Annotated in this window: 18 protein-coding genes; 4 read left to right on the plus strand and 14 right to left on the minus strand. The window is 63.8% G+C overall.

All coding sequences use genetic code 11. The features are described from left to right. Positions 1–266: 266 nt before the first annotated feature. Positions 267–755, minus strand: a complete 489-nt coding sequence (locus tag RAC97_RS09050) for an Lrp/AsnC family transcriptional regulator (protein ID WP_375100611.1) — start codon at positions 753–755, stop codon at positions 267–269. 137 nt (positions 756–892) lie between these two features. Between RAC97_RS09050 and RAC97_RS09055 the strand changes: the two genes are divergently transcribed. Together RAC97_RS09055 and RAC97_RS09060 are read left to right on the plus strand one after the other, a co-directional pair. Beyond that, a complete protein-coding gene (locus RAC97_RS09055) occupies positions 893–1822 on the plus strand; it encodes a DMT family transporter (RefSeq protein WP_375100612.1) in 930 nt (309 codons plus the stop codon). 74 nt (positions 1823–1896) lie between these two features. Further along, positions 1897–3750 carry an ABC transporter ATP-binding protein gene (locus tag RAC97_RS09060; protein ID WP_375100613.1) on the plus strand — a complete coding sequence of 618 codons (1854 nt, stop codon included), beginning with the start codon at positions 1897–1899 and terminating at the stop codon, positions 3748–3750. 54 nt (positions 3751–3804) lie between these two features. Here the strand turns inward: RAC97_RS09060 and RAC97_RS09065 are convergent, their stop codons facing one another. From RAC97_RS09065 to RAC97_RS09080, 4 genes are all read right to left on the minus strand, one after another. Further along, positions 3805–4803 (minus strand): transketolase family protein, encoded by a 999-nt coding sequence (locus tag RAC97_RS09065; protein WP_375100614.1) that lies wholly within the window; start codon positions 4801–4803, stop codon positions 3805–3807. Next, the gene (locus RAC97_RS09070; protein ID WP_375100615.1) at positions 4800–5648 is read right to left on the minus strand and encodes a transketolase; all 849 of its coding nucleotides are present in this window, start codon (positions 5646–5648) and stop codon (positions 4800–4802) included. The genes RAC97_RS09065 and RAC97_RS09070 overlap by 4 nt, the downstream gene beginning before the upstream one ends. Before the next feature lie 24 nt (positions 5649–5672). Then, the gene (locus RAC97_RS09075; protein ID WP_375100616.1) at positions 5673–6971 is read right to left on the minus strand and encodes an MFS transporter; all 1299 of its coding nucleotides are present in this window, start codon (positions 6969–6971) and stop codon (positions 5673–5675) included. Positions 6972–7056: 85 nt separating this feature from the next. After that, a complete protein-coding gene (locus RAC97_RS09080; RefSeq protein ID WP_375100617.1) occupies positions 7057–7806 on the minus strand; it encodes an SDR family NAD(P)-dependent oxidoreductase in 750 nt (249 codons plus the stop codon). A 195-nt stretch (positions 7807–8001) separates the two neighbouring features. On the opposite strand from RAC97_RS09080, the gene RAC97_RS09085 reads away from it, so the two are divergent. After that, the gene (locus RAC97_RS09085) at positions 8002–8922 is read left to right on the plus strand and encodes a LysR substrate-binding domain-containing protein (RefSeq protein ID WP_375100618.1); all 921 of its coding nucleotides are present in this window, start codon (positions 8002–8004) and stop codon (positions 8920–8922) included. A 141-nt stretch (positions 8923–9063) separates the two neighbouring features. Here the strand turns inward: RAC97_RS09085 and RAC97_RS09090 are convergent, their stop codons facing one another. Then, positions 9064–11613: an HWE histidine kinase domain-containing protein gene (locus tag RAC97_RS09090; protein WP_375100619.1), complete on the minus strand. Its 2550-nt coding sequence runs from the start codon at positions 11611–11613 to the stop codon at positions 9064–9066. Between the two features lie 236 nt (positions 11614–11849). Between RAC97_RS09090 and RAC97_RS09095 the strand changes: the two genes are divergently transcribed. Continuing rightward, entirely contained in the window at positions 11850–14054 is a 2205-nt protein-coding gene (locus RAC97_RS09095) for a TonB-dependent receptor (RefSeq protein WP_375100620.1), read from the plus strand. A 75-nt stretch (positions 14055–14129) separates the two neighbouring features. Here the strand turns inward: RAC97_RS09095 and RAC97_RS09100 are convergent, their stop codons facing one another. The 8 genes from RAC97_RS09100 to RAC97_RS09135 all read right to left on the minus strand — a co-directional run bounded on the left by RAC97_RS09100 (position 14130) and on the right by RAC97_RS09135 (position 24145). Next, a complete protein-coding gene (locus RAC97_RS09100) occupies positions 14130–14399 on the minus strand; it encodes a DUF3077 domain-containing protein (RefSeq protein ID WP_375100621.1) in 270 nt (89 codons plus the stop codon). Between the two features lie 155 nt (positions 14400–14554). Further along, the gene (locus RAC97_RS09105; RefSeq protein WP_375100622.1) at positions 14555–14791 is read right to left on the minus strand and encodes a hypothetical protein; all 237 of its coding nucleotides are present in this window, start codon (positions 14789–14791) and stop codon (positions 14555–14557) included. Between the two features lie 326 nt (positions 14792–15117). Then, positions 15118–16728, minus strand: coding sequence for an ABC transporter ATP-binding protein (locus tag RAC97_RS09110; RefSeq protein ID WP_375100623.1), 1611 nt, complete (start codon positions 16726–16728; stop codon positions 15118–15120). A 1-nt stretch (position 16729) separates the two neighbouring features. Next, positions 16730–17749, minus strand: a complete 1020-nt coding sequence (locus RAC97_RS09115) for an ABC transporter permease (RefSeq protein WP_375100624.1) — start codon at positions 17747–17749, stop codon at positions 16730–16732. A 1-nt stretch (position 17750) separates the two neighbouring features. Next, entirely contained in the window at positions 17751–18824 is a 1074-nt protein-coding gene (locus tag RAC97_RS09120) for a microcin C ABC transporter permease YejB (protein ID WP_375100625.1), read from the minus strand. 1 nt (position 18825) lies between these two features. Continuing rightward, positions 18826–20661 (minus strand): extracellular solute-binding protein, encoded by a 1836-nt coding sequence (locus RAC97_RS09125; RefSeq protein ID WP_375100626.1) that lies wholly within the window; start codon positions 20659–20661, stop codon positions 18826–18828. Next, positions 20658–22484, minus strand: a complete 1827-nt coding sequence (locus RAC97_RS09130; protein ID WP_375100663.1) for an extracellular solute-binding protein — start codon at positions 22482–22484, stop codon at positions 20658–20660. The genes RAC97_RS09125 and RAC97_RS09130 overlap by 4 nt, the downstream gene beginning before the upstream one ends. Positions 22485–22711: 227 nt before the next feature. Further along, positions 22712–24145 (minus strand): transglycosylase SLT domain-containing protein, encoded by a 1434-nt coding sequence (locus RAC97_RS09135; RefSeq protein ID WP_375100627.1) that lies wholly within the window; start codon positions 24143–24145, stop codon positions 22712–22714. Positions 24146–24220 lie beyond the last annotated feature (75 nt).

Raw genomic sequence — 24220 nt, forward strand, 5'->3', positions numbered from 1 at the left:
TGTGGGCTAACTTATCCGGAGTGATGAGGTCTTTTCAAGCGACATTTCATGAGGTTGTCATAATTCTTTGTATCAGCAGGCAGTGCGCTCTTCGGGGGCAAAAGAATGGCGTTGCACCGTAAGGGGGCGCATGCATCCAAATGGATGCATGTCTATTTTCAAGGCGTTGCTGTGTCTAGGCTTTAATATTCTGTAAGAAAGTTCATACACGCGGATGAATGGGTTCTCACCTCTAAAAAATCATCAAAAATGACTAAGCCCCAAGCTCAACCCCGCCCCCGCAAGTGATTGGTCGGCAACGCCGTGGTGTACTTCACCTGGCTCAAGGCAAAGCTCGACCGGATGCTCGCCACCACCGGTATCACCGTCAGGCAGTCGAGCAACAGGTTCTGGTACTCGCTTAAATCCTGGCTCACCACCCGCAGCATGAAGTCAGCCTCGCCGCTCATCAGGTAGCACTCCATCACCTCGGGGCGCTCGCGGATGCAGTTGGTGAACACCTCCAGCGACTTCTTGTCCTGAAGTTTCAGCGTCACGTGCACGAACACGTTGATGGCCAGGCCCAGGCTCGCCGGGTCGACCAGGGTCACCGCGCCGCGCAGTACGCCGGCCTCCTTCATTTCCGCGACACGTCGCCAGCACGGCGAGGCGGAAAGCCCTACCAGCTCGGCCAGTTCCGCGTTGCTCAGTTCAGCGTTGGCTTGAAGGGCATCGAGGATACGCAGGCTGGCGTCATCGAGTTTGGCTCTGCTCATGGTGAGATTTACCTGTTTTGTTTTTGATTTCGGTAAACCTTACCTGATCTGGCTGGTTAGTGGACGAGATAGAACAGAATTTCTTCCCGCGTCGAAATAGCATTTGCACTGTGAATTCGACACGCTGGAGCCCTTTCATGTCTGCATCCAATCAAGCCTGTGCGAGCCTGGGACAATCCCGGCATCTGCCGTCCAACAGCTATGCGTGGCTTGCGTTGATGGTGCTGCTGTGGGGCGCCAGTTGGCCGATCACCAAGCTGGCATTGGCCGAGGTGCCGCCGCTGTGGCTGGCCACCATTCGCTTCGCCAGTGCAGGCGCCTGCCTGTTCGTCTACCTGGCCGTGCAGGGCCGCTTGCGCCTGCCGCCGAAGAAAGACCTGCCGATCGTGCTGTCCATCGGCCTGTTGCAGATGATGACCTTCACCGGCCTGGGCATGATCGCCATGGTGCACATCGACGCCAGCCGCGCGGTGCTGCTGGCCTACACCACGCCGCTGTGGTGCGTGCTTGCCGCCTGGGTGGTGTTCAAGGAACAACCGTCGAAGTTGCAGTTGCTGGCATTGCTGGTGGGGCTGGTCGGCATCGCGGTCATCTGTTCGCCCGCCGAGCTGGACTGGAGCGCCGAAGGTACGATGATGGGCGCAGGGTTCCTGTTGCTCGCGGCCATCGCCTGGGCCGTGGTGATCCTGCATGTGAAGCGTCATCGCTGGACCTCGTCGCCCATCGAGCTGGCGCCCTGGCAGATGCTGCTGGCCAGCGTGCCTTTGGCGGTCATCGCCTTCGTGCAGGAGGGCAGCCCGGCGAGCATCGCGTTCAATACCAGTCTGGTGCAGATGCTGGTGTTCATTGGGCCGATCGCCACCTCGGCATGCTTCGTTATCTCGGCCGAGCACGGGCGGCGCATCTCTACCTTCGAAATGTCGAACTTCACCCTGGGGGTTCCGCTGGTGGGCATCGTACTGTCGCAACTGGTGCTGAATGTGGAAATCACCGCAGTGTTCACCCTGGGCCTGTGCCTGGTGGTGGCCGGGGTCGTGCTGGCGGCGCTGGCGGTGCGCAGGGCCTGACTGGCGGACACGGCGAGGGCCAAACCCGGCGATAAGTGGCAGAATCTCCAGGTTCTATCGATATGGAGATTCCCATGCTGCGTGTATTCGAGCGCTGGCTAGACCCCTTTCCCCCCGATGAAGTACCGCCGCCGCCCATGGGCCTGGTACGTTTCATGTGGGCCTGTACGCGCGGTGCCCGCGGCTACATCCTGCTGATGGCGCTGCTGAGCGCCGCCGTTTCGATCTACGAAGCCTGGCTGTTTTCCTTTCTCGGGCAGGTGGTCGACCTGCTCTCGACCTGGCAGGCCGGCGACACGGTCGGCGAGGAGGAGCGCCAGGTACTGTGGGGCGTGGGCATCGTGCTGGTCACCAGCATCGGCCTGGTGGCGCTGCGTACCGTGATGCAGCACCAGGTACTGGCGATCAACCTGCCGCTGCGCCTGCGTTGGGACTTCCACCGCCTGATGCTGCGCCAGAGCCTGTCGTTCTTCTCCGACGAATTTTCCGGACGGGTCACCACCAAGGTGATGCAGACCGCCCTGGGTGTGCGCGAAGTGCTGTTCACCCTGATCGAGATCATCCCCGGTATCGGCGTGTACTTCGTGGCGATCATCGCCCTGGCCGGGGGCTTCGCACTGAAACTGATGCTGCCGTTCCTCGCCTGGATCGCGCTGTTCGGCCTGGCCATGTGTTATTTCGTGCCGCGCCTGGGCAAGGTGGGGCAGGAGCAGGCTCATGCGCGCTCGTCGATGACCGGACGGGTGTCGGACGCCTACACCAACATCACCACGGTCAAGCTGTTCTCCCATTCCAAGCGCGAGGCGCATTTCGCCCGTGCGGCGATGGAAGACTTCAAGCAGACCGGCTTTCGCCAGATGCGCCTGGTGAGCCAGTTCGAGATCGTCAACCAGGCGCTGGTGGTTGGCCTGATCATGAGTGCCGGCGGCTACGCCCTGTGGCTATGGCACCAGGGCGAGGTCGGCGCCGGTGCGGTGGCGGCGATCACCGCCATGGCGCTGCGCATCAATGGCATGTCGCACTGGATCATGTGGCAGATGACCTCGTTGTTCGAAAGCATCGGCACCGTGCAGGACGGCATGGACACCCTGACCCGCGGGCCCAAGGTACAGGATGCGCCGAACGCCGGTGTGCTGGAGCCGCGCGGCGGGGCGGTGAGCTTCGACAACGTGAGTTTCAACTACAACGGCGAGCGCCAGGTGCTCGACGGCTTGAGTCTGGACATTCGCCCCGGCGAGAAGATCGGCCTGGTGGGCCGTTCAGGTGCTGGCAAGTCCACGCTGATCAACCTGCTGTTGCGTTTCTATGACGTCGACAGCGGTCAGATCCGCATCGATGGGCAGGACATCGCCCAGGTCACCCAGGACAGCCTGCGCGCCACCATCGGCATGGTGACCCAGGACACCTCGCTGCTGCACCGCTCGATCCGCGACAACATCGCCTATGGCCGACCTGATGCAAGCGATGCGCAGATCCGCCACGCCGCCATCAGCGCCCAGGCCGATGGTTTCATCAGCCAACTCACCGACCCGCAGGGGCACAGTGGCTACGATACCTTGGTGGGTGAGCGCGGCATCAAACTGTCTGGCGGCCAACGCCAGCGCATCGCCATTGCCCGGGTGATGCTCAAGAACGCGCCGATCCTGCTGCTCGACGAGGCTACCAGTGCGCTGGACTCGGAAGTGGAAGTGGCGATCCAGGAAAGCCTTGATGAAATGATGCAGGGCAAGACGGTGATCGCCATCGCCCACCGGCTGTCGACCATCGCGGCCATGGACCGCCTGGTGGTGATGGATGAAGGGCGCATCATCGAGCAGGGCACGCACACCGAGCTACTGGCCAGGAACGGCACCTATGCGAAGTTGTGGCAGCACCAGAGTGGTGGCTTCCTGGGTGAGGACCACGGGGTGGTAGAGGCCCTGGAGTAGGCCGCGGGCAACCGTGGGCTGCCGCGCAGCCCACGGGTCGTTCACCGCCAGGCGTCAGAGCCAGGCTTTGATCTGTCGTGCCACCGCTTCGGTGGAGATCCCGTAGCGATCGTGCAAGGTCGGCAGGGCGCCGGCATCGAGGAAGGCGTCGGGCAGGGCGATCTGCCGGAAGGTCGGCGTCACGCCGTTGCGCAGTAGCACGCCAGCCACCGCCTCGCCCAGGCCGCCGATGATCGAATGGTTCTCCGCCGTCACCACCAAGCGGCCCGGCTTGCGCGCTTCGGCAAGAATGGTTTGCTCATCCAGAGGCTTGATGGTGGGCACGTGCAGCACCGAAACATCCACCCCATCCTGTTGCAGTTGCTCGGCGGCCTCCAGCGCGCGCATGGTCATCAGCCCGCTGGCGATCACCAGCACTTCCCGCCCTGGGCGCAGCACCTGCGCCTTGCCAATCTGGAAGCGATAGTCGTAACGGTCGAGCACCAGCGGCACGTTGCCGCGCAGCAGGCGCATGTACACCGGCCCCTGATGCGCGGCAATGGCTGGTACGGCCTGTTCGATTTCCAGTGCGTCGCAGGGGTCGACGATCATCAGGTTGGGCATGGCGCGGAAAATCGCCAGGTCGTCGGTGGCCTGGTGGCTGGGCCCATAGCCGGTGGTCAGGCCTGGCAGGCCGCAGACGATCTTGACGTTGAGGTTTTCCTCGGCGATGGCCATGCAGATGAAGTCATAGGCGCGCCGCGAGGCGAACACGGCATAAGTGGTGGCGAAGGGTGTCAGGCCTTCGCGGGCCATGCCTGCCGCAGCGCTCATCAGCAGTTGCTCGGCCATGCCCATTTGGTAGAAGCGGTCCGGGTGGGCTTTGGCGAAGATATGCAGGTCGGTGTACTTGGACAAGTCGGCGCTCAGGCCGACGATGTCCTGGCGCTGTTCGGCCAGCGCTGCCAAGGCGTGGCCGAATGGGGCAGGGCGGGTTGCCTGCCCTTCGGCGGCGATGGAGGCGATCATCGCTGAGGTGGTCAGGCGTTTCTTTGGTGCGTTCACGGTGCTCATGCTTGGCTCCCAGCGTCCAGCGCTTGCAAGGCGAGGTCCCATTCGTGGTCGTCCACGCGAATGAAGTGGGTCTTGTCGCGGTTTTCGAGGAAGGGCACGCCCTTGCCCATGCGGGTGTCGCAGATGATTACCCGAGGTTGTGCCCCGGTGTGGGCGCGGGCCTGGTCGAAGGCCTGGACCAACGCGTCGAGGTCGTTGCCGTCGACCCGCTGCACGAACCAGCCGAATGCCGCCCAGCGCTCCACGATCGGCTCGAACGCCAGCACTTCACTGGCGTGGCCATCGGCCTGCTGGTTGTTCACATCGACCAGCGCAATCAGGTTGTCCAGCCGCCAGTGGCTGGCGGACATCGCCGCTTCCCAGGTGGAGCCTTCGTTCAGTTCGCCATCGGACAGCAGGTTGTACACCCAGCTGGCCGAGCCCTTGCGCTTGAGCCCCAGGCAGGCGCCCACGGCGATGCCCAGGCCATGGCCAAGCGAGCCGCCGGTGATTTCCATGCCGGGGGTGTAGGCGGCCATGCCGGACATTGGCAGGCGGCTGTCGTCGCTGCCATAGGTTTCCAGTTCGTCCTCGGGAATGACCTTGGCCTCTATCAGCGCGGCGTACAGGGCGATGGCGTAGTGCCCGATGGACAGGTAGAAACGGTCGCGTTTCTCCCATTCGGGGTTGGCCGGGTCCAGGCGCAGGGCATGGAAATAGGCCACCGCCAGCACGTCGGCGACGCCCAGGGCCTGGCCAATGTAGCCCTGGCCCTGGACTTGACCCATGCGCAGGGCATGGCGGCGAATATTGTGGGCGCGCGCAGCCAGTGGCCGCGCACCCGGGGTAGCGGGTACGGCGTTCATGAGGGAGCTCCTACCTAGAAGAAATTAACGGTTGACCAGGTTGGCCGGGACGCGGAACACCAGTAGCGCGCCAAACATCAGCACGGCGGTGATCAGGTACATGCCGATGGCGTTGCTGCCCAGGGTGGTGGTGACCCAGCCGATCAGGAAAGGCGAGCAGAACCCGGCCAGGTTGGCGAAGCTGTTCACCGCTGCGATCCCGGCTGCGGCCGATACCCCGCCAAGCAGCGTGGTGGGCAGCATCCAGAACAACGAAGAGGCGGACAGGATGCCGGCGGCTGCCAGGCACAGGCTGAGAATCGACAGGCTCAGGTGGCTGGCGAACAGTGCCGCCAGGCTCAGGCCCAAGGCGCCGGCCAGCATCGGAATCGCCAGGTGCCAACGGCGCTCGCGGTGACGGTCGCCGCTCCGTCCGGCCAGCAGCATCGCGAAGATTGCGCAGCAGTAGGGCAGGCTGGTGAGCAGGCCGATGTGCAGTGGCTCGCTGACGCCGGCGTTGCGGACCAGCGTGGGCAACCAGAAGGTGATCGCGTATTGCCCCATGACCACGCAGAAGTAGATGCCCGCCAGCAGCCACAGGCGGCGGTCGCGGATGAAGTCGCCCACCGAGCTGTGTTGCACCTTGTGCTGTTCGTCCTCGGCCAGCTCCTTGCGTACCAGCGCTTTTTCCTCGTCGCTGAGCCAGTGGGCCTGGTGGACCCCGTCTTTCAGGTAGCTCAGTACCAGCAAGCCCACCACGACCGTGGGCAGCGCCTCCAGCACGAACATCCATTGCCAGCCGGCCCAGCCATGCACACCTGCGAAGCGCTCCATGATCCAGCCCGACAGCGGCCCGCCGACCATGCCCGACAGCGGGATGGCGATGAACCACAATGCCGTCATCTTGGCCCGTCGATACGACGGGAACCAGTAGGTCAGGTACAGCAGCAGCCCGGGTGCCAAGCCGGCTTCGGCGACGCCCAGCAGGAAGCGCAGGACGTAGAACTGCCAGGCGGTTTCGACAAATGCGAACAGCGCCGAGATGATGCCCCAGGTGATCATGATCCGAGCGATCCAGCGCCTGGCGCCGACCTTGTGCAGGATGATGTTGCTGGGTACCTCGCACAGGAAGTAGCCGATGAAGAACATCCCGGCGCCCAGGCCGTAGACGGCTTCGGACAACGCCAGGTCGTCCATCATCTGCAGTTTGGCGAAGCCTACGTTGACGCGATCGAGGTAGGCGCAGAGGTAGCACAGCATAAGGAACGGCATCAGCCGCCAGGCCGTCTTGCGGTAGGCAGAGGTGCGCGCGGCCGAAGCCGCGTCGAGGGCTAGGGTGGTCATGTCGATCTGATCTCTTGTTGTTATCGATTGCCCCGCTCGCGCAGGGCTCAGATGCAAAACATCGTATGACGGTCGCGGCTGCCACTCAGTGGATCAGCATGCCACCGTTGACGTCCAGGGTGATACCGGTCAGGTAGGTGGACAGGTCGCTGGCCAAGAACAGCGCGGCGTTGGCCACATCGCGTGCCTCGCCGAGGCGACCCAGGGGGATGCCTTCGATGATGGCGTGGCGGCGCTCGTCCTGCATCAGGCCGCCGGTGATGTCGGTATGGATCAGGCCCGGGGTGATCGAGTTGACGCGCACGTTGTCGGCCCCGAACTCGCGGGCCATGGCCTTGCCCAGGCCAAGCACGCCAGCCTTGGCGGCGCTGTAGTGCGGCCCACCGAAGATGCCGCCACCACGCTGGGCGGACACCGACGACATGCAGATGATGCTGCCGCTGCGTTGGGTGCGCATCGTCGGGAGCACCGCCTGGGACATCAGCAGTGTGCCGCGCAGGTTGACGTCGAGGATACGGTCGTAGTCCTTGCCGGTGATCTCCAGGGTCTTGACCGGCTGGGTGATGCCGGCGTTGTTGACCAGCACATCGACCCTGCCAAAGCGGGCCAGCACCTGCGCCACGGCGTCACGCACCTGGGCTTGGTCGGCAACGTTGGCAGCAAGGCCCAGGTGACCTTCGCCCAAGTCAGCGGCAGCTTGGGTGGCGGCGTTGGCATCCAGGTCGAGGATCACCACCTTGGCGCCGTGGTCGGCGAACAGTTGGGCGGTCGCACGACCGATACCACGGGCAGAGGCGGCACCGGTGACGATTGCGATTTTGTCTGTGAGCAGCATGAGGGGCACTCCAGTTGATTGTTCTTGTGAGCGGCGGTTCGCGACCCGTCCGATGGGTACACTTTCTTGCGCGGGCGAGGGTTCAGCAACGCAGTGCGCTTCACCCGGTGCTGAAAAAAATTCAGCCCTCGCTTGCGAATGGGGCGACTGTGGGCGTAAAAACGCCCAACACGTGAGAATTTCCGGGGTTCAAGCATGAATCAGGACAGCATCCGCAAGCCGCCGCAGATCCCTGCGCTGAAAGCAATTCAATCCTTCGAGCAAGTGGCTCGGTTCGGAAATGTTGCCCGCGCGGCGGAGCAGTTGAACCTCACGCCGTCGGCCGTCAGCCACCAGATCGCCAACCTGGAGGCGATGATCGGGCGGCCGCTGTTCATCCGCGAGGCCCGGGGCGTATCGCTGACGCCGGCGGGCGAGCAATACCTGCGCGAGGTCGCTGGTGTGTTGCAGAGCTTGGCCATTGCCACGGAACGGGCAGGCAGCGCGGTAGGCTTCGATTGTCTGCGCTTGCACTCAGCGCCCAGTTTTGGCCTGTTGTGGCTGTTGCCGCGGCTCGAGCACTTTCGCAACAGCCACCCGGAAATTCAGATCAACCTGTCGTGCTCGTACGAGTCGCTGCATTTCGGCCGCCATCAGGTCGACCTGGACATTCGCCACGGCTACCCCAACTGGCCGAGCCTCGAGGTACGTACCATTCGCCACGAGCGCGCGACGGTGCTGGCTTCGCCGCAGTTGCTGGCGCGTCGTCAGATCAGCCAGCCCAGCGACCTGCTCGGCGAGAACCTGATTCTTTCGGAAGCTGCGCTGGTGCAATGGCCCCACTGGTTTGCCCAGCAAGGCGTGACCTTGCCGCAGGCGCCGTTCTCGCTGAGTTTCGACCGCTCGTACATGAGCCTGGAAGCCGCTGGCCATGGTTATGGCTTTGCGCTGGAAAGCTCCCTGCTGGCGCAGGACTACATCGCCCGCGGCGAGCTGGTGCCGGTGTTCGCCGAGGCGCTGGCGACCCCTGTGAGTGCCCATCACCTGGTATTTCCACGCGGGCATGCCGAGGCGCCGCGGGTGCGGCTGTTTCTCGAATGGGTGCAGGGGCAGCTTGGGCACGATCTCAATTACTGAGCGGTGTGCGGCAGGTGTTCGCCCAGGTTCGCGGGCAAGCACGCTCCTAGAGGTGCAGCGCGGCTTTCGAGTGCAACTCGACTTCTGTATGCGCGGCCTTGGCCGTGAACACCGGCCCAGCCGGTGCCCTACACCGAAGCCCTACAGCGCGCCGTTCGCAACCAACCGCTGCAAGCTCGACAGGATGGACACGGCATCATAGGGCTTGCGCACCACCGGCACACCGCGCAAATGGTCTGGCAGGCTCGCGTTGTCGCCATAGCCGGTGGCGAATACGAAGGGAATACTGCGCCTGGCCAGCTCGTCAGCCACCGCCACCGAGGTGCCGCTGCCCAGGTTCACATCCAGCACCGCCAGGTCGGGCGTGCGGCTGGCGATCAGGCGCAGGGCCTCGACCTCGGAACTGGCAGAGCGCACATCCTTTATCAAGGCATCGGACAAAATCTGCTCCAGGCCAACCGCAATCACCAGCTGGTCCTCGACGATCAGCACGGCCAGAGGCTGCAGTGCTTCGAAGCTGCCCGCGCCTGGCAAGGCAGGCGGCTGCGGGGCACCGAGCGCTTCGGCCTCGGCCACCGTGATGTGCTTGGCCGGAATCCGGAATAGCCCGCGTACGCCTTCTGGCAGGTACTCGACATGGCTGGTGCCGCCCAGGTCGAAGGGAATACTGCGGTCGATCAGCACCGAGCCAAAGCCGCTGCGGCTGGGGGCGCGAACCGGTGGGCCGGCGCTTTCGACCCAGTTGATGTCGCAGGCCATGCCGGCGTCGAGCGACCAGCTGACCGTCAGCTTGCCACCGGCCCGCGACAAGGCGCCGTACTTGGCTGCATTGGTCGCCAGCTCATGCAGCACCAGCGCCATGACCGAATAGGCACGGGCATCGAGGATGACCTCTGGCCCTGCCAGGGCGATCACCTCGGCAGACCCTCTATAGGGCGAAAGCTCCGCCTCCAGCAGCGCCGACAGACGCCCACCGCCATCGCCGCGCACCACTTGGTCGTGGGCCAGCGACAGCGCCTGGATACGCCCCATGAGCTTGGCCACGTAGTCCTTCAGCGGCTGGCCCTCGGAAGTGGGGTGCGCCACCAGCGCACCGATCAGCGAGAGGATGTTCTTGACCCGGTGGTTGAGCTCCTCGTTGAGCATGCGCTGGCGTACGTCGGCCTTGGAACGCTCGCTGGCCAGCAATTCGCTGTTGTGCAGCGCCACCTCCACCACGGCGGTGCGAATGGCCTCGCCGAACTGGCGGTCCTGCTCTGTCCACGGCAGCGACTGCTGGTGCACGGTTTCCTTCCAGATCGCGAAGCTCTTGCGCGGCGTCAGGCGCTCGCCGTGGGTGCCGGTGTCGTAGGTCTTGTTCGGGTCGCCGGCCCAGTCGAGGGTTTCCAGCACCTCTTTGCGGAACAGCAGCAGGTAGTCTCGAGGGTGCTGCGACATGGGAATGACCAGCACGCCCGAAACCTGCGCGGCGTAGGCCTGGGCTGGCGGGTGCACGGTCGAAAGGCGGTGGGAGGCCCAGGTCTGGCCCTCGGCGACGCGCTGCGCCAGGGCCAGCAGCTCGGCGATGGCCGCCGGGGGAGGGGTAAGGCCCAAGGAGGACCAGCGCCCGTGCAACGACATGCCGATACCGTCGCACGCCACCAGGGCCTTGAATTCGCCCAGGCGGGCATGGAAGAACTCGGCCATGTCCGGTGCCTGGTTGGCGTTGCGCAGCAGGGTATCCAGCGCCTGTTGGACGTGCTGGGCGGCCTCGAGCTGCTGGCGGCTGCGCAGGCGCTCGATGTGCAGGGAGAAGAACTCGCCGAACATCTCGGCGGCCACCCTCTGGCCCATGGGCAAGGCGCGTGGCGCATAGTGATGGCAGGCGACCAGGCCCCACAAAGCACCGTCGACGATGACCGAAATGGACATCGAGGCGCCCACGCCCATGTTGGTCAGGTATTCGCAGTGAATGGGCGAGACACTGCGTAGGTGTGCGTAGGAGAGGTCCAGCGGTTCGCCTGAAAGGTCCAGCACCGGCTCCAGCGGCACGGTCTTGCAGGCGGCGTCGCAGATCACCCGGATCGGGTTGCGCAGGTACAGGGCACGGGCCTGCTGGGGAATGTCGGAGGCCGGGAAGTACTGCCCCATGAAGCTTTCCAGGTCGCCACGCTTGGCTTCGGCCACCACCTTGCCGGCGCCATCGGCGTCCAGTTTGTAGATCATCACCCGGTCATAACCCAGCACCGCCCGCACGAAGCGCGCGGCGTCGCGGAACAGCTTGGCGTTCTGGTCGATCTCGCGCAGTTGGGCGATCAGCGCGCGGGCCAACTCGACGGGCTCGGCGACACTGGCTCCGGCCGCCTCGAATTCGATGATCGCGGTGCCCTTGAACAGGTGGGCGGAAATGTCGAAGACCTTGCCCGATGCCAGCTGCACGCCGAACAGCAGTGCGGGGCGAGAGGCTTCCTTGGTGCGCGCCAACGCGTTGCGAATGGCGTGTGCGGCTTCGTCGCCCAGTAGCGCATGCAGCTTCTGGCCGTTGATATCGGCGTTGCAGCCGAGCATGCCCGAGGTGTTGGCCGAATGGCGCAGGACGAGGTTGGCGTAGGCGTCACAGGCAAGCAGGCAACCGTGGGGCTGGATACTGCCAGGAATCTGGATGGGCTCGCGGTCGCAATTGGTGAGGTTGACACCGTGTCTGAAGGTCATCGGCCCTGCCTGTTGGGAATGAGTGTGCATACGCGCGCAGGCGTTGGCTGTGGTGTGCAGGCGGCGAGGCGAGTGAGGTGAGTCTAGCAGGGCGGTCTCTTCGAAGGCCGAGCCGGTGGAAACGTAACATTTTTTGGTGGTGGCAAAAAGCTGCAACCTTCAGTGGCGTTTGAAGATGCAAAGCATTACCATTTGCGCGTTTTTTCGTATCTTCATTTCATGTCAGGGTTCGCCAAATGTCGTCTCGCTTCCCCTCTCGACCAGCCGCGCTGGCGTTCTGTTGCTCCGTTGGCTTCATGGCGCACGCCGCCGAGCCTATCCAGCTCGATGCCACCGATATCAATGCCGACGCGATCAAGGCCCGTACCGACGGCTTGACCGAAGAATTCGCCGGTGGCCAGGTTGCGCGGGGCGGGCGGATGGGGGTGCTGGGCAACCAGGACAACATGGATGTGCCGTTCACCATGACCAGCTACACCTCCAAGGTGATCGAGGACCAGCAGGCCGAGGACATCGGCGATGTACTGGCCAACGACCCATCGGTACGGGAGTCGTTCGGCTTCGGCAACCAGTCGAAGGTCTTCGTGATCCGTGGCCTGCCGCTGAACGGCGACGATATTTCCTTCAATGGCCTGTACGGCATCCTGCCGCGCCAGATCATGTCCACCGACGGTGTGGAGCGGGTAGAAGTCTTCAAGGGGCCCAACGCCTTTCTCAATGGCGTGAGCCCGACCGGCACGGGCCTTGGTGGCAACGTCAACCTGCAGCCCAAGCGCGCCCAGGACACCCCCACGCGGCGCTACACCCAGGACATCAGCACCGATGGCCGGATCGGCGAGCACCTGGATATCGGCCAGCGCTTCGGTGAAGACAACCGTTTCGGCGTTCGCCTGAACCTGAGCCAGCGCGAGGGCGAAACCGCCGTCGACGACCAGGACCAGCGCACCAAGCTGTTCGTTGCCGGGCTGGACTACCGCGGCGACAACTTCCGCGTTTCAACCGACTTCGGCTACCAGAAGCAGCGCATCAACCATCTGCGTAACTCGGTGCGTCCAGGTACTGGCGCCGGCCTCACTACCAAGGTGCCTACCGCGCCGGACGCCAGCCGCAACTACGGCCAGAACTGGTCCTACAGCGAGTCGGAAGACACCTTCGGCATGATCCGTGGTGAGTGGGACTTGAGCGAAAGCTGGACTGCCTACCTGGCCGGCGGCGCCCGCCATACCCGCGAGCACGGCACCTACGGCACCCCGGTGCTGGTAGGTAACAGCGGCGCGGCGACCCTGGGCGGCTCGGACATCGTCCACGGCGAAGACAACACCAGCTTCAGCGCAGGCCTCAATGGCCGCTTGCAAACCGGCCCGCTCAGCCACCAGATCGCCGTTGGCGCGAACACCATGTGGACCCAGGCGGAAAACGCCTACATCTTCTATCGCTCCACACCAGGCAACAGCAACATCTACAACCCGCTGCCGTTGCCACGCCCTACCGACATCACCCTGACCGGCGGCGACATGGGCGACCCCGGCGTGACTGGCAAGACCCGCAACCGTAGCGTCGCCATTTCCGACACCATCGGCGTATTCGACGACCGCCTGCTGCTGACCTACGGCGTGCGCCGTCAGCAGTTGCGGATAGAAAACTACTTCTACGACGGTACCTTCCCGGTCACCCCCACCAGCCCATTCCGGGATGGCAGCCGCAACGGCCCGGCATATAGCGAGAGCATCACCACCCCGGTGTACGGCATCGTGTTCAAGGCCACCGACAGTGTTTCGCTGTATGCCAACCGCATCGAAGGTCTCGCCCAAGGCCCCACTGCACCAGCGAATGTGGTGAACGCGGGTGAGATGTTCCCGCCGGGTCGTACCAAGCAGCTTGAGGTGGGTATCAAGCTCGACAAGCAGACCTACGGTGCCAACCTGGCCGTGTTCCGTATCGAGAAACCGTCGGATGGCTACACCCAGGGGACGCGCTTCATCCGCGATGGCGAGCAGGTGAACAAGGGCATCGAGCTGAGCGTGTACGGCGAGCCGATCAGCGGCCTGCGCCTGATGGCTGGCGGCACGCGCATGAGCTCGGAGCAGAAGAAGACCCTCAATGGCCTGAATGATGGCAACGACGCTATCGGCGTGCCGACCTTCCAGCTCAATGCCAGTGTCGACTGGGACGTACCGGGCGTGAATGGCCTGGCGCTCAGCGCGCGCATGTTGCGAACCGGTGGCCAGTACGTCGATGCGGCGAACAACCTCAGCCTGCCCACCTGGAACCGCTTCGATGCCGGTGCACGCTACAAGTTGAAGTTGGCCGAAAAGGACCTGACCCTGCGAGTGAACGTCGAGAACATCACCGACAAGAACTACTGGGCCTCGGCCAACGGCGGCTACATGACCCAGGGCGATCCGCGCCTGGTGAAGTTCTCCGGCACCATCGACTTCTGATTCTTGTCGAGGTGGTGGCAACACGGGGGTGGCATGTGTCTCACAGGCCACCCCCGTTGTTTTTTGGCCCGGCCCTTAATGGCACATGCCGAGTTCCGCATCGTCCATCAGCGCCTTGGCCAGGGCGCTGAGGTAGTGCGAGGCCCAAATCAGCTGGGGGTTCTCGTCCATCAGGCCGGAGAGGGTCATGTCGCGGACGTAGCCCATCAGTTCCGAGGCCTGCTCGCGGGCGTGCTGGCAGGGGATGCCGGGTTCGATGCAGAACAGCGGGTGGGTTTGGCCTTCGCCTTGGTAGAACTTGGTTTTGCCGACGGTGGTTTTGGTGGGGGTGTCGTCTATTGGCATGATGATCTTTCCCTGAAAAGTGTGGTGCCTGTTCCGGCCCTTTCGCGGGTAAACCCGCTCCCACAGGTACAGTGCTGTACTCAAGAGCAGTGGTGAACCTGTGGGAGCGGGTTTACCCGCGAAAGGGCCAGTTCAGCCACTACAAAACTTGAGGCCTAGTGCTTTGCCTGCGTCGGCATCTGCACTTGAATCAACGCCGACTCAAGCAACACCCGCAGCGACTCGATCTCATGGATCGAGGCCATCACCAAAATTGCGCCAGGGGATTTAGGTAAAAGCAACATCGCCTGATGAGCCACGGTTTGCGCGCACAAGGCGTAATCGGTGGCTTGGATGAGGGTGTCTTCGAGGGAATGGTGGTCGTGAGGTGGATCGGGGACAATCTTCAACATAGCTATTTACCTTCAAGTGCGGCCGCCCACCTGCTGTCAAACAGAAGGGTGGCAGCTGTACGTGGGTTGACAGACCGGAGGTAAATAGCTAAATCCCGGCGCACGCAAGCGTGCCCGCACGTACAGCCGCCATAAAGGCTAGCCATCACTATTTACCGTCACAGCCTGTCAAAGCTGTATCGCTGATGAGCAGCGACCCGCCGAGACTAGAGCGGTGCCAGAGCGGCTGCAACGGAAAAAAGGCGGTAGAAGAATGTTTGGGAAACGTACTACAAGGAAGCGGACAAATCCGATTTTCCGCCCCGCATTCGAGGCGGAGTAACCCGCTACACGGCAGGCTCCACTTCCAGGAACGCCGCCTCCAGCAACTGCTTGGTATACGGATGCTGCGGCGCATGGAAGATCCCCGACGCCTCCCCCTGTTCCACCACATGCCCATGCTTGATCACCATCAGCTGGTGACTCAACGCCTTCACCACCGCCAGGTCATGGCTGATGAACAGGTAGGTGAGGTTGTACTTGTGCTGCAACGAGCGCAGCAGCTCCACCACCTGGCGCTGCACGGTGCGGTCGAGTGCCGAGGTCGGTTCATCCAGCAGGATCAACGCAGGCTTCAACACCAACGCCCGGGCAATGGCGATGCGCTGGCGCTGGCCACCGGAGAACTCATGGGGGTAGCGATGGCGGGTGCGCGGGTCCAGCCCAACTTCCTCCAGCGCCGCGATAATCGCTTTTTCCTGCTCTTCCGGCGTGCCGATCTTGTGAATCCGCAAGCCTTCGCCAACGATCTCGCTCACGCACATGCGCGGGCTCAGGCTGCCGAAGGGGTCCTGGAACACCACCTGCATTTCCCGGCGTAGCGGGCGCACCTGTTTCTGGTTCAGGCTTTCCAGGTCGTGCCCATGGAAATGAATGCCGCCCCGGCTGGAAATCAGCCGCAAAATCGCCAGGCCCAGGGTCGACTTGCCCGAACCGCTCTCGCCGACGATGCCCAGGGTCTGCCCCTGGGGCAGGCTGAAATTCACGCCGTCCACTGCTTTCACATGGTCCACGGTGCGGCGCAGCAGGCCTTTCTTGATCGGGAACCACACGCGCAGGTCGTTCACCTTCAGCAGCGGCTTGCCGATGTCGGTGGCGGCAGGCTCGCCGCTGGGCTCGGCGTTGATCAGCATTTGCGTATAGGGGTGCTTGGGCTGCTTGAACAACGTGGTGCAGTCGGCCTGCTCGACGATCTTGCCGCACTGCATCACGCACACACGGTTGGCGATGCGGCGCACCAGGTTGAGGTCGTGGCTGATCAGCAGCAGGGCCATACCCAGGCGCGCTTGCAGCGACTTGAGCAGGTCGAGGATCTTCAATTGGACGGTCACGTCCAGCGCCGTGGTCGGTTCGTCGGCAATCAGCAGCTCCGGCTCGTTGGCCAGGGCCATGGCGATCATCACCCGCTGGCGCTGGCCGCCGGACAGCTCGTGGGGCAGGGCCTTGAGGCGCTTCTTCGGCTCAGGGATACCCACCAGCGCCAGCAGCTCCAGGGTGCGCGCGGTGGCGGCCTTGCCGGTCAGGCCCTTGTGCAGCAGGAGGATTTCGTTGATCTGCTTTTCGATGCTGTGCAGCGGGTTCAGCGAGGTCATCGGCTCCTGGAAGATCATCGCGATGCGGTTGCCGCGAATGCGCTGCATCGGTTTCTCGCCCAGGTGCAGCAGGTCCTGCCCGGCGTACTGAATGCAACCGGAAGGGTGGCGGGCCAGCGGGTAGGGCAGCAGGCGCAGGATCGAGTGGGCGGTGACCGACTTGCCCGAGCCGCTTTCGCCGACCAGCGCCAGGGTCTCGCCTTTGCGGATGTCGAAGCTGATGCCGTCGACCACGCGGTTGACTTGGTCGCCGGTGACGAACTCGACCGCCAGGTCGCGCACTTCGATCAGGGTGTCTTGGCTCATGTCATTTCCTCGGGTCGAAGGCATCGCGGGCGGATTCGCCGATGAACACCAGCAGGCTAAGCATCAACGCCAGCACGGCGAAGGCGCTCATGCCCAGCCACGGCGCCTGCAGGTTGGACTTGCCCTGGGCGACCAGCTCGCCCAGCGAGGCAGAGCCGGCGGGCAGGCCGAAGCCGAGGAAGTCCAGGGCGGTGAGGGTGCCGATGGCGCCGGTCAGGATGAACGGCATGAAGGTCATGGTGGAGATCATCGCGTTGGGCAGGATGTGCCGGAACATGATCGGGCCGTTGCTCATGCCCAGGGCGCGTGCGGCGCGCACATATTCGAGGTTGCGCCCACGCAGGAACTCGGCGCGTACCACATCCACCAGGCTCATCCAGGAGAACAGCAGCATCATGCCCAGCAGCCACCAGAAGTTCGGCTGTACGAAACTGGCGAGGATGATCAGCAGGTACAGCACCGGCAGGCCCGACCAGATTTCCAAAAAGCGCTGCCCGGCCAGGTCGACCCAGCCGCCATAGAAGCCCTGCAAGGCCCCGGCGATGACGCCGACGATGGAACTGAGCACGGTCAACGTCAGGGCGAACAGCACCGACACGCGGAAGCCATAGATCACCCGGGCCAGTACATCGCGGCCCTGGTCGTCGGTGCCCAGCAGGTTGTCCGCCGAGGGCGGCGCAGGGGCGGGCACCTTGAGGTCGTAGTTGATGCTCTGGTAGCTGTAGGGGATCGGCGCCCAGATCACCGTGCTGTCTTTTTGCGCCAGCAGCTCGCGGATATACGGACTCTTGTAGTTGGCTTCCAGCGGGAATTCGCCGCCGAAGGTGGTCTCGGGGTAGCGCTTGAAGGCGGGGAAGTACCACTCGCCTTCATAGTGCACGGCGATGGGCTTGTCGTTGGCGATCAGCTCGGCGCCCAGGCTCAGGCCGAACAGCACCAGGAACAACCACAACGACCACCAGCCACGGCGGTTGGCCTTGAAGCGCTCGAAACGCCGACGGTTCAGGGGAGAGAGGGCCATGTCAGTGCTCCCTGCTGGCGAAGTCGATACGCGGGTCGACCAGGGTGTAGGTGAGGTCGCCGATCAGTTTCACCACCAGCCCCAGCAGGGTGAAGATGAACAGGGTGCCGAATACCACTGGGTAGTCGCGGTTGATCGCCGCTTCGAAGCTCATCAGGCCCAGGCCGTCGAGGGAGAAGATCACCTCGATCAGCAGCGAACCGGTGAAGAAGATGCCGATGAACGCCGAGGGGAAGCCTGCGATCACCAGCAGCATGGCGTTGCGGAACACGTGGCCGTACAGCACCCGTGGGCGGCTCAGGCCCTTGGCCTTGGCGGTGACCACGTACTGCTTGTTGATCTCGTCGAGGAAGCTGTTCTTGGTCAGCAGGGTCATGGTGGCGAAGTTGCCGATCACCAGGGCGGTGATGGGCAGTACCAGGTGCCAGAAGTAGTCGAGCACCTTGCCGGTGGCCGACAGTTCCTCGAAGTTGTTCGATGTAAGGCCCCGTAGCGGGAACCAGTCGAAGTAGCTGCCGCCAGCGAACAGCACGATCAGCAGGATGGCGAACAGGAAGGCGGGGATGGCGTAGCCGACGATGATCGCCGAACTGGTCCAGACGTCGAAGTGGCTGCCATGGCGTACCGCCTTGGCGATGCCAAGGGGAATCGACACCAGGTACATGATCAGCGTGCTCCATAGCCCCAGCGAGATCGACACCGGCAGCTTCTCGGCGATCAGGTCGATGACCTTGGCGTCGCGGAAGAAGCTGTCGCCGAAGTCCAGCTGGGCGTAGTTCTTGACCATGATCCACAGGCGCTCGGGGGCCGACTTGTCGAAGCCGTACATGCGCTCGATCTCGGCGATCAGGGCCGGGTCAAGGCCCTGGGCGCCGCGGTAGTTGGAGCCGGCCACCGACACCTCGGCGCCGCCACCGGCAATGCGGCTGGTGGCGCCCTCGAAGCCTTCGAGTTTGGCGATCATCTGCTCGACCGGCCCGCCGGGCGCAGCCTGCACGATGATGAAGTTGATGATGAGGATGCCGAACAACGTCGGGATGATCAGCAGCAGGCGTCGCAGGATGTAAGCCAGCATGTCAGTTCGCCTCGTCCTGGGCCGGCGTGGCTGGCTCGCTCACCGCGGGGGTGACGTCGGGCTTGATCCACCAGGTGTTGATGCCGATGTCGTACTTCGGGGAGACCTTCGGGTGACCGATGTGGTTCCAGTAGGCGACGCGCCAGGTCTTGATGTGCCAGTTGGGAATCACGTAGTAGCCCCACAGCAGTACGCGGTCCAGGGCACGGGTATGTGCGACCAGGCTCTGGCGCGAGTCGGCGTTGATCAACTGTTCCACCAGTTGGTCGACGGCGGGGTCGCGCAGGCCCATGTAGTTGCGGCTACCGGATTTGTCGGCGGCGGTGGTGGTCCAGAACTCGCGCTGCTCGTTGCCGGGCGAGTTGGACTGCGGGAAGTTGCCGACGATCATGTCGAAGTCGCGCGAGCGCAGGCGGGTGATGTACTGCGACACGTCTACCCGGCGTAGGGTCAGTTCGATGCCGAGGTCGGCGAGGTTGCGCTTGAACGGCAGCAGCACCCGCTCGAACTCGGGCTGGGCCAGCAGGAATTCGATGGCCACGGGCTTGCCCTGGGCGTCGACCATCCTGTCGTCGACGATTTTCCAGCCCGCCTCCTGCAACAGGCGATAGGCCTTGCGTTGCTGGTCGCGAATCATGCCGCTGGCGTCGCTGACCGGGTTGGCGAACACCTCGGTGAACACCTGCTCGGGGATCTGGCCGCGCAGCGGCTCGAGGATCTTCAGCTCATCGGGGGTCGGCAGGCCGGTGGCGCCCATCTCGGAGTTTTCGAAGTAGCTGTCGGTACGGGTGTAGGCGCCGCTGAACAGCTGCTTGTTGGTCCATTCATAGTCCAGCAGCAGGCTCAGCGCCTGGCGCACGCGCACGTCCTGGAACACCGGGCGGCGCAGGTTGAAGATGAAGCCCTGCATGCCGGTAGGGTTGCCGTTCTGGATTTCTTCCTTGATCAGCCGACCTTCGCGTACCGCCGGTACGTTGTAGGCGTTGGCCCAGTTCTTTGCGGCCATTTCCTGCCAGAAGTCGAATTGCCCGGCCTTGAGCGCTTCGAGGGCGACGGTGTTGTCGCGAAAGGCGTCGTAGCTCATCACGTCGAAGTTGTACATGCCGCGGTTGACCGCCAGGTCCTTGCCCCAGTAGTCCTTGACCCGCTCGAAGCGAATCGAGCGGCCCGCCTTGACCTCACTGATGCGGTACGGGCCGCTGCCCAGCGGCACTTCCAGGCTGCCACGGGTGAAGTCGCGGCCTTCCCAGAAATGCTTGGGCAGCACCGGTAGCTGGCCGAGGATCAGCGGCAACTCGCGGTTGTTCTTGTGCTTGAACTTGAACAAGACGGTAAGAGGGTTCTGCGCCACCACCTCGGCGACATCGCCATAGTAGCCGCGGTACAGCGGGGCGCCTTTTTCGAGGAGGGTGTTGAAGGTGAACACCACGTCCTCCGCGCGCATCGGGTGGCCATCGTGGAAGCGCGCTTCGGGGCGCAGGTAGAAGCGTACCCAACTGTTGTCGGGAGCTTTTTCGATCTTCCCGGCCACCAGACCGTATTCGGTGAAGGGTTCGTCCAGGCTGTGGCGCGTCAGGGTGTCGTAGATCAGCCCGATGTCGTCGGGCGGCACGCCCTTGCTGATGTAGGGGTTGAGGCTGTCGAAGCTGCCGTACAGCGACTGGCGGAAGGTGCCGCCCTTGGGCGCGTCGGGGTTGGCGTAGTCGAAGTGCTTGAAATTCGCCGGGTACTTGGGCGGCTCATCGTAGAGCGTCAGGGCATGTTGCGGCGCGGCCAGCGCGGGCAGGCTCAGGCAGGCGAACAGCAGGCCCGCGGCCAGGCGGTGCAGTGGCATCATTTGGCTTTCTCCGAAGACTTTAGCCACCAGCTGTTCAGGCCCAGGGTATAGGGCGGCGTGGTGACGAAGGCGAACCGGTTGCGGTAGGCCAGGCGGTGATTGTCGAGATACCAGTTGGGAATCATGTAGTAGTGCCACGAAAGCACCCGGTCCAGCGCGCGGGTGGCGGCGACCTGGTCGTCGCGGCTTTGCGCGGCGAGCAGGGTGTCGAGCAAGTGGTCGACCACTGGGTCCTTGACCCCTGCGTAGTTCTTGCTGCCGTTGATCGAGGCTTGGCTGGAATGGAAGTACAGCCATTGCTCCAGCCCCGGACTGAGGGTCTGGCCCAGGGTCATCAGGATCATGTCGAAATCGAAGTGGTCCAGGCGCTGCTTGTACTGGGCGCGGTCGACCGTGCGCAGGCGGGCGTCGATGCCGATGCTGGCGAGGTTCTCCATGTAGGGCTGGAGAATGCGCTCAAGGTTCGGGTTCACCAGAAGCAGCTCGAGGCGCAGTTGCTGGCCCTTGGCGTCGACCAGGCGCTGGCCGTCGAGCTTCCACCCGGCCTCGGCGAACAGCGCCAGGGCCTGGCGCAAAGTGTTGCGGCCGATGCCGTTGCCATCGGTCTGGCTGACCTTGAAGGGCTCGGTGAACAGCTTCGCCGGGAGTTGTTCGCGCAGCGGTGCCAGCAGCAACCACTCCTTGCCGATAGGCAGGTCGCTGGCAGTGAATTCGCTGTTGGGGTAGTAGCTGGTGGAGCGGCGGTAGGCGCCGCTGAACAGGGTGCGGTTGGTCCACTCGAAGTCGAACATCAGCCCCAGTGCCTGGCGTACCCGCGGGTCGCCGAAGGTGGACCGGCGGGTGTTCATGAACAGGCCTTGGGTCTGGGTAGGAATGCGGTGCGGGATCTGCGCCTTGATCACCTCGCCCCGGCGGATGGCCGGGAAGTTGTAACCGTTGGCCCAGTTCTTGGCCTGGTGCTCGATGTAGATATCGAATTCGCCGGCCTTGAATGCTTCGAACGCCACCACGGCATCGCGGTAGAACTCGTATTCGACGCGGTTGAAGTTGTACTTGCCGCGGTTCACCGGCAGGTCTTTGCCCCAGTAGTCCTTGACCCGCTCGAACACCAGGCGCCGCCCCGGTTGTACCTGGGTGATGCGGTACGGGCCGCTGCCCAGCGGTGGCTCGAAAGTGGTGGCCTTGAAGTCGCGGCCTTGCCAATAGTGCTTGGGCAGCACCGGCATTTCGCCCAGACGCAGGATCAACAGCGGGTTGCCGGCGCGCTTGAAGACGAAGCGGATGCGCAAGGGGCCGAGAATGTCCACCCGCTGCACTTCCTGCAGGTTGGTGCGGTAGATCGGGTGGCCTTCCTTGAGCAGGGTGCGGTAGGAGAACGCAACGTCGGCCGAGGTGATCGGGTGCCCGTCGTGAAAGCGCGCTTGCGGGCGCAGGTTGAACACCACCCAGCTGCGGTCCTCGCTGTACTCCACCGAGCGGGCGATCAGCCCATAACTGGAGGTGGGCTCGTCGCCGGAGGGGTCGTATTGGCCGGTGCCGACCATCAGCGTTTCGTTCAGCTCGTTCACGCCGTATTGCTGGAAGTTCGGCGTGCTGACGGGGCTGGTGCCCTTGAAGGTGTAGGGGTTGAGGGTATCGAAGGTACCGAACGCCATGGCCCGCAGGGTTCCGCCCTTGGGGGCTTGCGGGTTGACCCAGTCGAAGTGGGTGAAGCTGGCCGGGTACCTGAGCGTACCGAACTGCGCGTAGCCGTGGCTTTCGCTCACCATCGCGACTGCGGGAAAGCTCAAGGCCAGGGTCAGAGACAGGAGCAGGGGGCGTATCAAAGTTGGCGATCCGGTCCGGGCGTTGGGCTAGGTTCCGGGTACAGTAACAGCTTGTCTGGGATGGAAAAAGGGACCGTTCAAAAGGGGGAGCGAAGGCTTCGGGAACAACGCAACCCCTATAGGCGCGGGCTTGCCCGCAACCCCTCACCGCAGTGTATGGCACCGTCGTGGCCGGTATTCGCGGGCAAGCCCGCGCCTATAGGGGTGGCGCAGAGGCTTTAGGCTCAGTGCGCCAGGTAGACAGTCAGGGTTTGCCCTGGCTTGAGCGCCTTGCCGCTGCGTGGGTTCCAGCGCTTGAGGTGTTGCATCTCGACATTGAAGCGCTTGGCGACCAGGTAGTAGGAGTCGCCCTTGCGCACCTTGTACTGGGTAGCGCGCTGCTTGGCCGCGGCAACGCGGTTGGCGGCGGCGCTGGGGGCGTTGCCGCCGCGCAGGGCAAGCACCTGGCCTACTTGCAGGCGGTTGCCGGGAATGCGGTTCCAGCGCTGCAAGTCCTTGACCGACACCCGGTTGGCCTTGGCGATGCTGCCCAGGTTGTCGCCACGCTTGACCTTGTAGCTGCGAGTGCCGGCAGCCGGCGCCTTGGCCTCGGCCAGGGCAGCTTCGAACACGGCCTTTTGCGGCTGCAGGCTGACCAGTTCCTCGGGCTTGAGGTTGGACAGGCTGCTGGACAGCAGCTGCGCCTTGGCGGTCGGCACCAGCAACTGCTGGGGGCCGTCCACGGTCATGCGCTTCTTGAAAGCCGGGTTGAGCTGGATCAGTTCGTCTTCGTCGATATTGGCGAAGGCGGCGACTCGCGACAGGTCGAGGCGGTCGCTGATGGCAACGGCCTCGAAGTAGGGTTCGTTGGCGATCGGGCTGAGGTTTACGCCATAGGCCTGCGGGGTCATGACCACTTGCGACAGGGCCAGCAGCTTGGGCACGTAGTCGCGGGTTTCCTGGGGCAGCGGCAGGTTCCAGTAGTCGGTCGGCAGGCCCAGGCGCTCGTTGCGCTCGATAGCCCGGCTGACCGTGCCTTCGCCAGCGTTGTACGCCGCCAGGGCCAGCAGCCAGTCGCCGTTGAACATGTCGTGCAGGCGGGTCAGGTAGTCCAGCGCGGCGTTGGTCGACGCGGTGATGTCGCGACGACCGTCGTAGAAGTTGGTCTGGCGCAGGTTGAAGTGACGCCCGGTGGAGGGAATGAACTGCCACAGGCCAACCGCGTGGGCGTGGGAGTAGGCCATCGGGTTGTAGGCGCTTTCGATGGCGGGCAGCAGTGCCAGCTCCAGCGGCATGTCGCGTTCTTCGAGGCGCTCGACGATGTAGTGCAGGTAGAGGCTGCCGCGTTCGCCAGCGGTCTCGAGAAACGACGGGTTGCTGGCGAACCACAGGCGCTGCTGTTCGATGCGCGGGTTGACGTCGATGCTGCCCTGCAGGGTGAAACCGCCGCGCATGCGTTCCCACACATCCTGCGGCGCCTGCTCCGCTTGCTTGGCTGCCAGCGGTGCGGGCTTGTACTTGAACCGAGCCTGGTAATTCTGCGCGCGAACCTGTTCGGAGTCGTCGACCCGAGGGGTGCTCTGGCAGCCCACCAAGGTGGCGGCCAGGGCCAGCGCACTGGCGTGCGCCAGGCGCCTCAGGGCGACGGAATGAGAGGTTCTGCGGCTGAGGGAAGACATCGGCTGGGAAGCGTTTCCGGGCAAAAAAGTTGGGCGATTCTAGAAACCGGTCCCGGCCGGGTCAACCATTGAGCT

The sequence above is a fragment of the Pseudomonas sp. LS_2 genome, from assembly GCF_042709235.1.
Lineage (GTDB): Bacteria > Pseudomonadota > Gammaproteobacteria > Pseudomonadales > Pseudomonadaceae > Aquipseudomonas.